14 protein-coding genes and 1 tRNA gene are annotated in these 13,988 nt (G+C 69.0%); 4 read left to right on the top strand and 11 right to left on the bottom strand.

Going from position 1 to position 13,988, the window contains the following annotated elements; genetic code table 11:
* Positions 1-229 precede the first annotated feature (229 nt).
* On the top strand, positions 230-1,282 hold the full coding sequence (arsB, locus tag Q4P07_RS11870) for an ACR3 family arsenite efflux transporter (RefSeq protein ID WP_303375137.1): 1,053 nt from the start codon (positions 230-232) through the stop codon (positions 1,280-1,282).
* Here the strand turns inward: arsB and Q4P07_RS11875 are convergent.
* The 6 genes from Q4P07_RS11875 to upp all read right to left on the bottom strand — a co-directional run bounded on the left by Q4P07_RS11875 (position 1,279) and on the right by upp (position 6,043).
* Positions 1,279-2,514, bottom strand: coding sequence for an APC family permease (locus tag Q4P07_RS11875; RefSeq protein WP_303375125.1), 1,236 nt, complete (start codon positions 2,512-2,514; stop codon positions 1,279-1,281). The genes arsB and Q4P07_RS11875 overlap by 4 nt on opposite strands.
* A 32-nt stretch (positions 2,515-2,546) precedes the next feature.
* Positions 2,547-3,116, bottom strand: coding sequence for a peptide deformylase (def, locus tag Q4P07_RS11880; RefSeq protein WP_303375126.1), 570 nt, complete (start codon positions 3,114-3,116; stop codon positions 2,547-2,549).
* A 55-nt stretch (positions 3,117-3,171) separates the two neighbouring features.
* Positions 3,172-3,897, bottom strand: coding sequence for a PH domain-containing protein (locus tag Q4P07_RS11885; RefSeq protein WP_303375127.1), 726 nt, complete (start codon positions 3,895-3,897; stop codon positions 3,172-3,174).
* A gap of 9 nt (positions 3,898-3,906) precedes the next feature.
* Positions 3,907-4,074: a hypothetical protein gene (locus Q4P07_RS11890; RefSeq protein WP_303375128.1), complete on the bottom strand. Its 168-nt coding sequence runs from the start codon at positions 4,072-4,074 to the stop codon at positions 3,907-3,909.
* Positions 4,075-4,236: 162 nt separating this feature from the next.
* Positions 4,237-5,436, bottom strand: coding sequence for an aminotransferase class I/II-fold pyridoxal phosphate-dependent enzyme (locus Q4P07_RS11895; protein ID WP_303375129.1), 1,200 nt, complete (start codon positions 5,434-5,436; stop codon positions 4,237-4,239).
* The gene (gene upp / locus Q4P07_RS11900; RefSeq protein ID WP_303375130.1) at positions 5,405-6,043 is read right to left on the bottom strand and encodes a uracil phosphoribosyltransferase; all 639 of its coding nucleotides are present in this window, start codon (positions 6,041-6,043) and stop codon (positions 5,405-5,407) included. Before upp ends, Q4P07_RS11895 begins: the two co-directional genes overlap by 32 nt.
* Before the next feature lie 83 nt (positions 6,044-6,126).
* Between upp and Q4P07_RS11905 the strand changes: the two genes are divergently transcribed.
* Together Q4P07_RS11905 and Q4P07_RS11910 are read left to right on the top strand one after the other, a co-directional pair.
* Entirely contained in the window at positions 6,127-6,564 is a 438-nt protein-coding gene (locus Q4P07_RS11905; protein WP_303375138.1) for a nucleoside deaminase, read from the top strand.
* Between the two features lie 10 nt (positions 6,565-6,574).
* Positions 6,575-6,664, top strand: a tRNA-Ser gene (locus Q4P07_RS11910).
* Positions 6,665-6,836: 172 nt separating this feature from the next.
* Here the strand turns inward: Q4P07_RS11910 and Q4P07_RS11915 are convergent.
* The 5 genes from Q4P07_RS11915 to Q4P07_RS11935 form a co-directional block, all read right to left on the bottom strand.
* Entirely contained in the window at positions 6,837-9,407 is a 2,571-nt protein-coding gene (locus Q4P07_RS11915) for a M14 family zinc carboxypeptidase (RefSeq protein ID WP_303375131.1), read from the bottom strand.
* Positions 9,408-9,518: 111 nt separating this feature from the next.
* Positions 9,519-10,967, bottom strand: a complete 1,449-nt coding sequence (locus Q4P07_RS11920) for an MFS transporter (RefSeq protein WP_303375132.1) — start codon at positions 10,965-10,967, stop codon at positions 9,519-9,521.
* A gap of 42 nt (positions 10,968-11,009) precedes the next feature.
* Positions 11,010-11,492, bottom strand: a complete 483-nt coding sequence (locus tag Q4P07_RS11925) for an SRPBCC family protein (protein ID WP_303375133.1) — start codon at positions 11,490-11,492, stop codon at positions 11,010-11,012.
* A 2-nt stretch (positions 11,493-11,494) separates the two neighbouring features.
* The gene (locus Q4P07_RS11930; protein ID WP_303375134.1) at positions 11,495-12,016 is read right to left on the bottom strand and encodes a LytR C-terminal domain-containing protein; all 522 of its coding nucleotides are present in this window, start codon (positions 12,014-12,016) and stop codon (positions 11,495-11,497) included.
* A 27-nt stretch (positions 12,017-12,043) separates the two neighbouring features.
* Positions 12,044-12,346: a type II toxin-antitoxin system VapB family antitoxin gene (locus Q4P07_RS11935; RefSeq protein ID WP_303375135.1), complete on the bottom strand. Its 303-nt coding sequence runs from the start codon at positions 12,344-12,346 to the stop codon at positions 12,044-12,046.
* Between the two features lie 24 nt (positions 12,347-12,370).
* On the opposite strand from Q4P07_RS11935, the gene Q4P07_RS11940 reads away from it, so the two are divergent.
* On the top strand, positions 12,371-13,948 hold the full coding sequence (locus tag Q4P07_RS11940; RefSeq protein ID WP_303375136.1) for a helicase HerA-like domain-containing protein: 1,578 nt from the start codon (positions 12,371-12,373) through the stop codon (positions 13,946-13,948).
* The last annotated feature ends 40 nt before the right edge of the window (positions 13,949-13,988 follow it).

Genomic DNA, 13,988 nt, shown 5'->3' on the forward strand with positions numbered 1-13,988 from the left:
TAGAGCATCTGACTACGGATCAGAAGGTTGGGGGTTCGAATCCCTCCGGGCGCGCGCTGTGTTGAGACAGTAGATTGAGGCCCTGGCCCGCGGAGACGCGGGCCAGGGCCATTCTGTGCCCGGTGCCGCGCGACCGTCTGGCCGCGTCCGCAGGGCAGCTTTGGGAGTAGACGTGAGCAACCCGCGCAGCAGCGACGGCATCGACCTCGCTGCCCCCGCGCCCGACCCGGTGGCCGCGACGCTGTCGACCCTCAACCGGTTGCTGCCGGTGTGGATCGCCCTGGCGATGGTGGCCGGGTTGCTGCTCGGTCGCCTGGTGCCCGGCCTTGGGGACGCGCTGTCCCGGGTCGAGGTCGATGGCGTCTCACTGCCCATCGCCCTCGGGCTGCTCGTCATGATGTATCCCGTCCTGGCCAAGGTCCGCTATGACCGGCTCGACTCGGTGACCGGTGACAAGCGCCTGCTCGTCGGCTCGCTGGTGCTCAACTGGATCGTCGGCCCCGCCCTGATGTTCGTGCTTGCCTGGGTGTTCCTAGCTGACCTGCCGGCCTACCGCACCGGCCTGATCATCGTCGGGCTCGCGCGCTGCATCGCGATGGTCATCATCTGGAACGACATGGCCTGCGGCGACCCGGAGGCGGCGGCGGTGCTCGTCGCCCTCAACTCCATCTTCCAGGTGGTTGCCTTCGCGGCGCTGGGTTGGTTCTACCTCTCGGTCCTGCCCGGATGGCTGGGCCTCGAGCAGGCCGGCATGGACGTCTCGACGTGGGACATCGCCCGGTCCGTGCTGATCTTCCTTGGCGTGCCGCTCGTCGCCGGCTACCTGTCGCGGCGGATCGGGGAGCGTCGACGCGGGCGAGCCTGGTATGAAGCAACCTTCCTGCCGCGGATCGGCCCGTGGGCCCTCTACGGCCTGCTCTTCACGATCGTCATCCTCTTCGCGCTGCAGGGGGAGGCGATCACCTCACGGCCCTTGGACGTGGCCCGGATCGCGCTGCCCCTGCTCGTCTACTTTGCCGCGATGTGGGGTGGCGGGTTTGCGGTCGGTGCGAGCCTCGGGCTCGGCTACGCGCGCACGACGACGCTTGCCTTCACCGCGGCGGGCAACAACTTTGAGCTCGCGATCGCCGTCGCGATCGCGACCTTTGGTGTGACCTCGGGGCAGGCCCTCGCGGGTGTCGTCGGGCCGCTCATCGAGGTGCCCGTGCTCGTGGCCCTCGTCTACGTCAGCCTCGCCCTGCGCCAACGCTTCACCGGGGCACCGAAGCGTGCGGACACCTAGGTCACTTCATCGCCTCGTGCGCTGCGACGGCGGAGCAGCACGAGGCGATAGGCGATGCCGAGACCGATGACGGCGATGCCGACGGTGATGGACATCGCCGGCAGGGTCGCCACCAGCAGCAGACAGCCGAGCGCACCCAGCACCTGGAGAGCTTTCGGGTAGCGACGGTCGGGGCGCGCCTGGGTGAACGCGGCGACGTTGGCGACGAAGTAATAGAGCAGCACGCCGAAGGAGGAAAATCCGATGGCTCCACGCAGGTCGATCGTGAGCACCAGCACGCTGACGATGAGCGCCAGGGTGATCTCGGCGCGGTGGGGGACCTGATAGGTCGGGTGCACGGCTGCAAGGGGTGCGGGCAGATCGCCGTGCCGGGCCATCGCCAGGGCGGTCCGTCCAACACCGGCGACGAGGGCGAGCAGGGCTCCCAGGGTGGCGGCAGCGGCACCGACGCGAACGATCGGTGCCGCCCATGCCGACCCGGCGGCAGTCACCACGTCGAGCAGCGGGGCAGCGGAGGCGGCGAGACGCCCGGGGCCCAGGGTGAGCAAGGCGGTCATGGCGACCAGGGCGTAGACGACAAGGACGATCAGTAGTGCGGTGACGATGGCCCGGGGGATCGTGCGCGTCGGGTCCTTGACCTCTTCGCCCATGGTCGCCAGGCGGGCATACCCGGCAAACGCGAAGAACAGCAGTCCGGCAGACTGCAGAATCCCATACCACCCTTCGGCGAACAGCCCGGTGCTGAGATTGCTGTCCAGCCGGTTTCCGCTCGACAGCCCGACCGCGACGACGACGGTGAGCGCGAGCAGCACGAGCACGACGATGATGCGGGTCAGCCCAGCCGTGCGCGTGACGCCGAAGTAGTTGACTGCAGCGAGCGCGAGAACGGCCACCACGGCGACCGGCTTGCCCCAGCCTGCTGGGGCAGCGTAGGCGGCGAAGGCCAGTGCCATCGCCGCGCAGCTGGCGGTCTTGCCGATCAAGAACGCCCAGCCGGCCAGGAAACCGGGCCACTGCCCGAGGCGTTCTCGGCCGTAGACATAGGTGCCGCCGGAGGTCGGATACACGGCCGCGAGCTGGGCCGATGACGTGGCGTTGCAATAAGCGACGACGGCCGCGATCGCCAGGCCGATCAGCAGGCCGGCTCCGGCGGCGGCCGCGGCCGGAGCGAACGACGCGAAGATGCCGGCGCCGATCATCGAGCCGAGCCCGATCGCGACGGCATCGGTCATGCCGAGTCGACGCGCGAGCGCTGGGCTGGGAGTCAGACCTCGTCCGCGGTGGTGCTGGCCGGGTCCCACTTCAGGATGCCGTCCGCGGCCCAGCCGCGGTCCTTGACGGCCTCGCGCGCCTGCGTCTTGACAGGGCCGATGAGCCGATCGACATACAGATAGCCGTCCAGGTGGTCGGTCTCGTGCTGGAGGCAGCGCGCGAGCAGCCCGTCGCCCTCGATCGTGACCGTGTTGCCGTCCAGGTCGGTGCCGGTGACGCGGGCCCGTGGGTGGCGGGCCAGCGGGAACCATTCGCCCGGCACGGACAGGCACCCCTCCCCGTCCTCCTCCTCGCCGAGCGGGCCGGGGGTGCCGAGCCGTTCCAGGACCGGGTTGAGGACGACGCCGCGCGCGTTGGGGCCCTCGGGCATGGGGCAGTCGTAGACGAAGAGGCGCGCGCGGGAGCCCACCTGGTTGGCGGCGAGGCCGACACCGTCGGCGGCCTCCATGGTGTCGTACATGTCGGCGACCAGGGTGCGGATCTCGTCGGTGACCTCCCGGACCTTCTTGGTGGGGGAGTGGAGGGCCCTGTGGCCGATGACGGTGATGGGACGGACTGCCATGCGCCAGATTCTAGGTCGCCGGTGGAGCATCGCTACGCATCGGCCGCCAGCCGGCCTACTGGTAGGGGGTGGGGTCAGGGTCGACCGCGACCGAGCGCCGCCGCGTGGCCGACCGAGCCCGTTGCGCCTCGGCCTCCACCCAGTCCCACTCGCGGGGATCCTCCTCGCGCTCGACCGGCGCCCAGCGGCGGGGCGGCTCGGCATACCCGCGATCATGGCCTGGGCTCGACCGGTCCCACTCGGGACCGTCCTCGGTCGGGTCGGCAACGTCCTCGCCGAAGATCGTGCCGATGAGGGCGTGGTACTTCTCGTCCGGCCGCGGGATGAAGTTGATCTCGCGCAAGGCCTGGTCCTGCCCGGCCGACTCCATCACGAACTCGCCATAGCCGACGATCCGCCCGATCAGGGAGCGGTCATAGCTCATGTCGGTGACCTTGGCCAGCGGCATCATCGCCACCCGGTGGTTGAGGACGCCATAGGTGCGCAGCAGGCGACGGTCGGTCGCCACGAACCATTCCGCGCGCCAGTTCCAGTAGCGCCACAGGGCGCGCGCCGCGAGCGCGAAGAAGACCACCCACAGCATCACGACGCCGTCGCCGAAGTTGGTGGAGGTGGCGTAGAGCAGCGTGACGAAGAGGGCGGCGATCGAGGTGGCGACCGGCTCCACGAGCTGGATCCAGTGGGACCTGGTCGAGACGACGGGGACCTCGCCGCGGAGCAGGTAGCGCTTGCGGACGCGCGGACTCAGCTCGGGAAACTGCGGTGCGCGCAGACCACCCACGGCCCCCCGCTAACGCATCAGGTTGTTGAAGAACCGGCCGATGTTGAGGAAGCCCTGGCTGACGATGTCCCAGACCGCACGCACGATGTCGGCAGCGCGCTCAGGGTTGGTGATGATGGCATAGATGAGGAAGCCCCACACCAGCCAGTGCAACACCTTCCTGACGGTGGACGGCATGGCGGACTCCTCGGGTGCGGGCTGCGACAACTGCGACGGACGGGCACAATCTGATGCCAGTGTTGCAGATGGGGCAGGTATGGCGTGGCACCGCGCGCGAGGTGTGTCGCATCTGGCCAGCTCGCCCTCGTCCCCACGGTTGAGCGCGGGTGGGCCCGTGGCTCAGTCGCGGCTGCGCAACAGTGGAGAGGACGCCATCCGGTCGAGCGCCTCGGCGACCTCCTCGGTGGAGCCGGCGAACGACAGCCGCACCATGTGGTGGCCATCCACCGTGTCGAAGTCGACCCCCGGGGTGAGGGCGACGCCGGTGTCCGCCAGGAGGTCACGGCACCAGGTGACCGAGTCGTCAGTCAGGTGCCCCACGTCGCACCAGGCGTAGAAGGCGCCGTCCGGCGGGGCATAGGACCGTAGGCCCACTTCGGGCAGGCGGTCGATGAGCAGGTCGCGCGTCTGCGCATACCTGCGCCGGTGCCCGTCCAGCTCGACGTGGGCGGCGGCGGTGAAGGCACCCAAGGCCGCGTGCTGGGAGATCGCCGGCGCACAGATGTTGAGGTTGCCGGTGAGCACCTCCAGGGGACGGCGCAGCGCCGGTGGGGTCAGCGTCCAGCCGATCCGCCACCCCGTCATGGAGAAGTACTTGCTCACCGAGCCGACGACGACGGACTCCCGCGACGTCTCCCAGGCGCTCGCGGTCGGGCGCCCGTAGGAGAGCCCGTGGTAGATCTCGTCGCTGATCAGCAGCGTCCCGCGCTCCTCGCACCAGCGGGCGATCGCGGCGAGCTCGGCGGCGTCGATGATGGTGCCGGTGGGGTTGGCCGGACTGGCCACGATCAGCCCAGCGGGTGGCTGCGGCAGCGCTTCTAGCATCTGCACGGTCGGCTGGTAGCGAGTCTGCGGACCGCAGTCCAGCTCCAGGACCTGGCAGCCCAGCGCCCGCAGGGTGTTGCGGTAAGCGGGGTAGCCGGGGCGGGTCATCGCGACCGCGTCACCGGGGTCGAAGGCGGCCAGGAACAGCGCGGTGAAGGCGCCTGAGGAGCCGGGGAAGACGATGACGTCGTCCGGGTCGACCTCGATCCCGGACAGCTCGTGGTGGTAGCGCGCAATGGCCTGGCGCAGAGGCAGGATGCCGGTTGCCTCGGTGTAGCCCAGGACCTCGGCGTCGAGCGCCTCGATGGCGCGCGCCCTGGCCGGTGCCGGTGCCGGCGTGGACGGCTGCCCGGCGCAGAGCATGATGACGTCACCGTGGGTGCGCTGACGCTGCGCCGCCGCCTTGAGCACTTCCATGACGAAGAAGGGCTCGACCTGGGAGCGCTGCGAGATGGGGGCCACCCTAGATGACCCCGTAGAGCCGGTCGCCCGCATCTCCCAGGCCGGGGACGATGTAGCCCTTCTCGTTGAGCCGCTCGTCGATCGCGCCAGTGACCAGAGTGACGGGTGAGGTGATGCCGACGAGGTCCCGCTGCACCCGCTCGATCCCTTCCGGGGCTGCCAGCAAGGTGATGGCGGTGATGTCGTCGGCGCCGCGTTCGATGAGGAAGTGGATCGCGGCCGCGAGCGTGCCCCCGGTGGCGAGCATCGGATCCAGGAGGTAGCACTGTCGCCGCTCGAGGTCGTCGGGCAGGCGCTTGGCGTAGGTCCGCGCCTCCAGCGTCTCCTCGTTGCGCTCCATCCCCAGGAAGCCGACCTCGGCCGTGGGGACCATCCGCATCATGCCGTCCAGCATGCCCAGGCCGGCGCGCAGGACGGGCACGACCAGCGGCTTCGGGCTGGACAGGTGGATCCCGGTGGTCGCAGCGACGGGCGTCTCGATGTCGAACGGCGTCACGCGCACCTCTCGGGTCGCCTCGTAGGCGAGCAGCGTCACCAGCTCGTCGGTCAACCGGCGGAAGGTCGGGGTGTCCGTCCGCTTGTCCCGCAGGTAGGTCAGCTTGTGGGCGACGAGAGGGTGGTCGGCAACGTGGACGCGCATGAGTCAGACTCTAAGGCGTGAGCGATCAGCCCGGCATCCCACGGCCCTCCCTGGGAGAGAGCGACGTCAGGTATGGCGACTGGATGCGTCTGGCGCTGGGCTCGGCGAGGGCGGTCGCCGGGTCCCGCGACGTGCCCATCGGCGCAGTGGTGCTCGATGCCCAGGGCCGTGAGGTCGGTCGTGGCCACAACGTGCGGGAGGCGCTGTGCGACCCGACCGGCCACGCCGAGGTGGTGGCGCTGCGGGAGGCCGCGAGGGCTGCGCGCCAGTGGCGTCTGGACGGGTGCACGCTCGTCGTCACGCTCGAGCCCTGCGCCATGTGCGCGGGCGCTGCCATCTTGTCCAGGGTGGACCGGATCGTGTTCGGGGCCTGGGACGAGAAGGCCGGGGCGTGCGGATCGGTGTGGGACCTGCCGCGCGATCGCCATACCCTCCATCGACCAGAAGTGGTCGGCGGCGTGCTTCAGGAAGAGTGCGCTGCGCTGCTCCAGGATTTCTTCGCCCCCCGGCGACTCAGGTAGCCTGTGCGGCGGTGGCGTGTCCGAGTGGCCTAAGGAGCACGCCTCGAAAGCGTGTGAGGGCGCAAGTCCTCCGTGGGTTCAAATCCCACCGCCACCGCCAACCCGCCACGTGATGTCGCAGGACATCCAGATGGGCCGGACCTACCTCAGGTAGGTCCGGCCCATCGTCGTTGGTGGATCAACTTGCTGTGTCCGTCTTCGTGGGCACGTGAGAGTTGCGGTATTCCACCACTCTCACGTGCCCATCTTCACGACCAGCGAGCTGGGCGGGGTTAGCTGCCGTCCGGAGCGGCCCAGAAGATGGCCTGGCCGACCTGGCCGATGCCGCCCTTGGGGTGGTTGCGGAAGAACACCGAGGTGCCGAAGACGACCGCCTTGCCGCCGTCCGCGCTCTGCCCGGAGATGACGGACGCCTTACCACCAGCGGCTTCCGGTGCCGCTGCGCCGTCGCCTCGCCAGTGGCCGGCCAGCAACGGGTTGCCCTCTGCGTAGAACTGCTCGGCCTTGGTGCCGGCTCCGAGCTCGGTGAAGGACAGCGGCGGATAGACGAAGGCATAATCCTGCGCGTGCGGTGCGAGCAGCGAGTCGGCGGGGGTGTCGACCGCGACGATGCCGTTACTCCTGCGGGGCCCGGCCTGACCCACGGCCGACACGAGTCCGAAGCCGCTGGCCGCGGCGAGGGCATTGCTCCCGGCGCCGACCAGGGCGTTGCCGTCGGCGAGCCAGTCCTTGAGCGCATCCCGACCTGCCTGCTGCTCGGAGGTGAAGCTCAGCTCGCTGCTGACCCACAGCACGTCGAGATCATCGAGCACTGTGGGGCTGTCATTGATGGCTGCGGCGTCCACCTTCACCGGGTCGAAGCCGAGCTCCTGCAGGGAGCTGAGCGCCTCCTGGTTGCCGACGTAGCCGACGGTGACCTCCTCCAGCTCCTTGGCCGAGCCAGCGGCTATTGCGCTCATCTCCGCCTTGGTGGAGGGACGGAGTGCGACGTCGTGCTCGTAGGCCGCGTTGACCGCCTTGGCCCGGTCCTGCGGGGCGATGACGGCTTGCCCGGTCGGCAGCAGCCAGGTGGTGGCGTCCTGGCCGAGCAGGTCGTTCAGTGCCCGGTAGTCGGCCAGCCCAGCGACCTCAAAGGTCAGGTGCTGAGCCTTCTTCGGCGCCGCTGCCTGGCGCACCGGAGCGTCGATGGAGCGCACCGCCCGGATCGGCGCATCGGAGATGTCGCCGACCTTGTCCACGGTGGCGCCCCAGAGGTAGGAATAGCTCCACGCCGAGATGTCATACATGCTCGGCACCTTCGCCGAGATATCGGTGCCGAGGTCGAGCAGCGCGTTGGCCAGTCCCTTCTTGGGCTGGTGCATGTCGATGACATAGCTGCCCGCGGCGTAGGTCGTCCCGTCCACAGTCTTGGGGGCCCTCAGCTCGCCCACCTCGATGCCGTGGAAGAGCAACTGCTTCACGAGTGCGTTGGCGTCGCTGGCCGAGCGCTGGTCGACGCCGGCCGGGATGACATAGGCGCGTGGCAGGTGGACCGCGTCTTGGTTGTCGGCGACGTCCCACAACGGCTTCCACTGATCGGGACCGGTGACCGCAGCGATGTTGTCCTCGGTCAGGGAGACCTTGGGCTCGCCAGCCACGCCGCGACGGAAGAACTCGATCTGGTTGGCCAGGATCTCGTCGCTGTTCGCGGAGACATAGTCGACCGTGCTCCGCAGCACCTGCTTGGCTACGGCGACGTTGATCGCCGCGCTCTTCGGGTCCATCACACCTTCCCTGGTCCGGCCCAGGGGCAGCTCGACGGTCGAGGTCAGCGCGCCGAAGAACGCGGCGTACTGTGCGGTGAAGATCGGCGGGTAGTCGTCCCAGCCGGACGGGGTGTCGCGGTAGGGGATCTTGATCCCGCCCGCGGGCGTCAACGGGTTGCCGGAGATGTCGGCGGCGACGACGTCCTTCTCGATGTGCAGCGCCGCCGCGTAGTTGTGCGGGATGAACAGGTCGTACTCATAGTTCTCGCCGTGCGGGGGACCCGTCGGCTCAACCTGGAGAACTCCCGTATAGCCATGCAGGTCCGCGCTGTAGATGGGCAGCAGGGCCTGGGTTGTCTGCACGAAGGAGCGGGACTCCGGCAAGGTGTTGGTGATCATGTCGCGGTTGGGGTCATAGCCCAAGGCGGTCGCTCGGGTGGCAGCCACCCGACCGTCCGGGTTCAGGGTCAGCGAGAAGTAGAGACGGTGGTTCTGCAGCAGCTCGGCGACCTCGGGGGACTTCGACGTAGCGAGCTCCTCCAGATACTGCAGGGACGCGTCGGTCCCCTCCCACTCGTTGCCATGGATGTTGGCTGAGAACCAGATCGGGGTCTTGTAGTCAGCCGCGAGCCGCTTGTCCTTGGCGGCCTTGGCTGGTCGATTCTGGATGAGCTCGCGCCACCTCGTCTGCGCCTTGGTCTGGTGCTTCTTCTCCGGCGCGGTGAGCGTCACCAGGTAGAGGTCGCGACCGGAGGTGGAGGTCCCGACGATCTGGGTGGAGACCCGGTCGCTTTTGGCCATCAGCGCGGTGAGGCGTGGAGCCAGGTTGGCATAGCCGACGAGGTTGGCGGCGTAGGACTTGTCGTCGGCGTTGTAAGGGAAGGTCTTCAGCTGGGGCTGGAAGGGATAGGACTGGGGCATCTGCACCCCGGTGGTCTCGGACGCCTTCTGACCGCGGTCGGCAGCCTGTGTCTGCGCGGCGTCCTTGGTGACGACGGGCGTGGCCGAGACGGCGGCCGGGGCGGTGAGCATGGCGAGCGACATCGACATCGCCAGCGCTCCTACTGCGGTTCGGGAGGCGGGTGTGGATCGAGGCACAGAGTTCTCCTTTGAACAGGGATTTCTGAGCCCCCGACGATCGGTGGGCGCAGTCATGGCCAAGTGGCGCATTGGTCAACGTAGTCGAAGGTCAGCGGATTGGATAGGCCTCTAAGCCATTTTTCTTGCTCGTCGATCCGTTTCGTCGGTAGTCAGCTGGTGGCCGCGCAGCCCGAACCAGCTCGTAATGCCGCCGCCAGCCATGAGCACCGCGCAGGCGATCATGGAGATCCGGTAGCCCGACGTCATCGCTATCGGGTCGAGGTAGGCGTCCCCGGACAGGCCCGCGACGACCGGCAAGGCCGCCACGGCGAGCAGGGACCCGGCCCGGGCCACGGCGTTGTTGATGCCGCTGGCGATCCCCGCGTGGTCGTCGGGAACGGCCGCGAGGACGGCGGTCGTCAGGGGGGAGACGAGCAGGGCCAGCCCGAGGGAGAACACGACCAACCCGGCGAGCACGTCATACCAGCGGGTGCCCGCCCCAGCCCCCAGGAGGAGCAGCACCCCGACCGCGCAGGCCAGCGGACCAAAGGTCATCGGCACCCGTGGACCGATGCGGGTGGCCAGCTTGCCGGCAGAGGGTGAGAAAAGCATCAGCGCGATCGTGAGCGGCAGGCTCGTCAGGCCGGCGGCCAGGGCCGACCAGCCGGCAGCCACCTGAAGCTGCAGGACGAGCACGAAGAAGACCACGCCCAAGGCGCCGTAGACCAGGAAGGTCATCGCATTGGCGGCCGAGAAGATGCGCGACCGGAAGAGCGACAGGGGCAGCAGGGGGTTGGGGGCGCGCCGCTCAACCAGGAGGAAGGCGATGATCGCTGCGATCGCGATGCCGCTGACGACCACGAGCAGCCGGGTCCGTCCTGAGGTCGCGTCGGTCACGGCGAAGGTCAAGGCCCCCAGGCCGAGGACGGCCAGCGCCGCGCCGATCCGGTCGAAGCGGCCGGCGGCGGGGGCGCGGGACTCCGGGGCAGCCCACCAGGCCAGCCCGATCACCGCGAGGCAGAGCGGGACGTTGATCGCGAAGATCCACCGCCAGCTGGCGTTGTCGACGATCCAGCCGCCGACGAACGGGCCGATGGCGGCCGCGATCCCGGACATCCCGGCCCAGGTGCCGATCGCCGCGCCGCGGTCCTGGGGAGCGTAGGAGGACTGGATGATCGCGAGCGCGCCAGGGGTGAGCATCGCGGCTCCCACCCCCTGCACGACGCGCATCGCGATCAACTGGTCCGGGGACTGGGCGAAAGCGCAGGCGATCGAGCCGACCAGGAACCAGCCCATCCCCACCAGATAGACCCGTTTGCGCCCCCATCGGTCGCTCAACGCTCCGCCTACCAGGACCAGGGACGCCAACGCGAGCATGTAGCCGTTGACCACCCATTGGAGCTGGGCGAGGGAGGCGTCCAGCTCGGTGCCGATGACCTTGAGGGCGACGTTGACCACGGACCCGTCCAGGATGGCGATGCCCGAGCCCAGGGTCACCGCAATCAAGGTGCCGCGGCCCTTGGCGCTGGAGACAGAGAGGAAGGCCGACTCCGGTGGGGAGGCTGGGGACGTCGACATACCGTCATTGTGCGCCTCACCAAGCGTGGGTGCGGCGAAACTTCAGGCGCGGTGCAGGGCCTCGGCCGAGGCGGCGATGTCGTCCAACTCGATGCGCATGGACTTTTCGGTCAGCTTCAGACCCAACGGGCCGACAACCTTCACGGCGAGCCGCCGCAGCCGGGTCGGATCCGCGACGTCGGCACGGAAACGCAGGGTCAGCAGCGTGCTGGAGGACCCGTCGAGGGACTCCAGGATCGACGTCGTGCGGTAGCGGGTGTTGCCGTCGATGGCATCAGTGACGGTCCGTCGCAGCGGGTCGTTGTCGACGACGACGAGCTCTTGCGTCTCCGAGGCGCCCATCATCCTGCGGGTCTCGCGCCAACGGGTGCCCAGCGCGTATGGCCCGTCCGTGATGATCTGCAAGTCGGTGATCTGCGAGAGGCGCTCCTGGGCGCGGTCGAGGTCGGTCAGCACCTCCCACACCGCGGCCGGCGGCGCAGCGATGCGGCGGGAGAGCTCGACCTCGTGCAGCAGCTCGGGCATGGTCAGTCCTTTCCGGTGCTGGTGGCGTCCTCCGCGGTCGGGAGGTCCTCCCACTTCGTGCCGAGCACCAGGTCGACGACGGTGCTCTCCCGGTCGTCGGCCACGAGCGTGATTCCCTTGGGCAGGGAGTCCTTCAGGAGCGTGGCACCCTCCAGCCCGGTGGGGCCGTGACGAATGACGCCGACGCCCTCAAGCTCGACGCTGTCGTTGCCGACCGCGTCGACCGCGAAGCCGCGAGCCCGCAGGCCGTCCGCCGCGCGACTGGCCAGACCAGCGGTGTCGGTGGCGTTGAACACGTTGACGACCACATCGGAGGCCTTGACCGTGGGCGCCGGAGCCGAGGTTGTCTGTTGGACGTCATCAGCGGCGCCACCGCCGGACAGCGTGATCCACCCCTGCATGGCCGCCAGCGCCACGGCGAAGACGAGGAGGAGCCCGATCAGCAGGGAAGCGATCACCAGAGCGGCGCGACGACGCGCTCGACGTTGAGCCGTCGACATACCGGCGGTGCGCACATATCCCACAGGAGGACTCCTTTCGCCCCGTCGAGGTTAACGAGCGCTGGGCGTGTCAAGGTCCAGGACACGCCCGTGGACCACAGGGCGACCCTGAAGGGCAGCTCGCAGAGCGCGGTGCAGACCGTCCTCGAGGTAGAGCTGATCCTGCCACTTCACGACGTGACAAAAGATGTCGCCGTAGAACGTCGAGTCGAGAGACAGCAGGACGTGCAGGTCCAGCTCGGCCCGCGTAGTGATGAGATCGTCCAGGCGCAGCATGCGCGGAGGCAGATGCGCCCAGTCCGACACCCCGTGCGCAGGGTAGGGCCTGGCGTCGCCCACGCCCTTGAAGATCATGCGGCGCAGTCTATTGTCAGTGTCGTGAGCGAGCAGAGTGGCGACACCCAGATCGACCTGATCCGCGAAGGCTATGCCTTCACCGAGCCGAGCATCGTCCTGGGAGCCGCCAGGGCCGACGACGGAGGGGCGGTGGTGCCGGAGGCGGTCGTGCGACTGCCGCTGGCCTCGATGAATCGCCACGGTCTGGTCGCCGGCGCGACCGGCACCGGCAAGACCGTCACCCTTCAGGTCCTCGCCGAGCAGCTTTCTGATGCGGGGGTGCCGGTCTTCCTCGCCGACATCAAGGGCGACCTGACCGGCCTCGCGACGCCCGCCAGCGGTGGCGACAAGGTCGACGAGCGGATGGGGGCCCTCGCTCAGGAGTGGGAGGGCACCGCCTACCCGGTCGAGTTGCTCAACCTCGGGGGGCGGGGTGCGGGGACCCCGGTGCGTGCCACGGTGACGGCGTTCGGCCCGATCCTGCTATCCAAGGTGCTGCGGCTCAACAAGACCCAGGAGAGCAGTCTCGGGCTCGTCTTCCACTGGGCCGACCAGCAGGGTCTAGCCCTGCTCGACCTCAAGGACCTTCGGTCGGTGATCTCCCACCTGGTCTCCGACGAGGGCAAGGACGACCTGAAGGACCTCGGCGGGCTGGCCAAGTCGACGGCCGGCGTGCTGCTGCGCGAGATCGTTGCGCTGTCGGCAGCCGGGGGCGACGTGTTCTTCGGCGAGACGGAGTTTGACACCGCTGACCTGATGCGCACCACGAGCGAGGGCAAGGGCATCATCACCTGCCTGGAGCTGCCCGGCGTGCAGCAGCAGCCGGTCATCTTCTCCACCTTCTTGATGTGGCTGCTCGCCGATCTCTTCCAGGACCTGCCCGAGGTCGGCAACCCGGACAAGCCCAAGCTGGTCTTCTTCTTCGACGAGGCGCACCTGCTCTTCGACGACGCCTCCTCAGCCTTCCTCAACTCCGTCGAGCAAGCCGTCCGACTCATCCGCTCCAAGGGGGTCGGCGTCTTCTTCGTCACCCAGACCCCGACCGATATGCCGGACTCGGTGCTCGCCCAGCTCGGCAACCGGGTGCAGCATGCGTTGCGCGCGCACACCCCCAACGACGCCAAGGCGCTCAAGGCGACGGTGTCGACCTACCCCGTCAGCGCTTACGACCTTGGCGAGGTGCTGACCTCCCTCGGCACCGGGGAGGCGATCGTCACCGTGCTGTCCGAGAAGGGCGCCCCGACCCCGGTGGCCTGGACGATGCTCCGGGCGCCGCAGGGTCGCATCGGACCCTCCGATCAGGACGTGGTGGACCGCGTGGTCGCCGCCTCGCCCCTGCACACAAAGTATGCCGAGGCGCTTGATCGCGAGTCGGCCTACGAGGTGCTCGCCGCAAAGTTCACGGCGGCGCAGGAAGCAGCGGCGGCGTCGGCGGCCACGGAGACGACGGCGGCCAAAGAGCCGGCCGGCGGCGCCAGTCGCAGCCGGGCGAGCGAGGACAAGGGCGTCGTGGAGCAGGTCGTGGGCTCCACCGCGTTCAAGTCGATGCTCCGCTCCGCGGGCACCGTCATCGGCCGTGAGCTCACCCGCTCGATCTTTGGGACCGGCCGCCGCCGTTGAGGCCGCCGTGCTGCGCTGGGCAGCAGGACAGGGCAGCAGG

It is taken from the genome of Ornithinimicrobium sp. (assembly GCF_030537745.1).
GTDB lineage: Bacteria > Actinomycetota > Actinomycetes > Actinomycetales > Dermatophilaceae > Ornithinicoccus.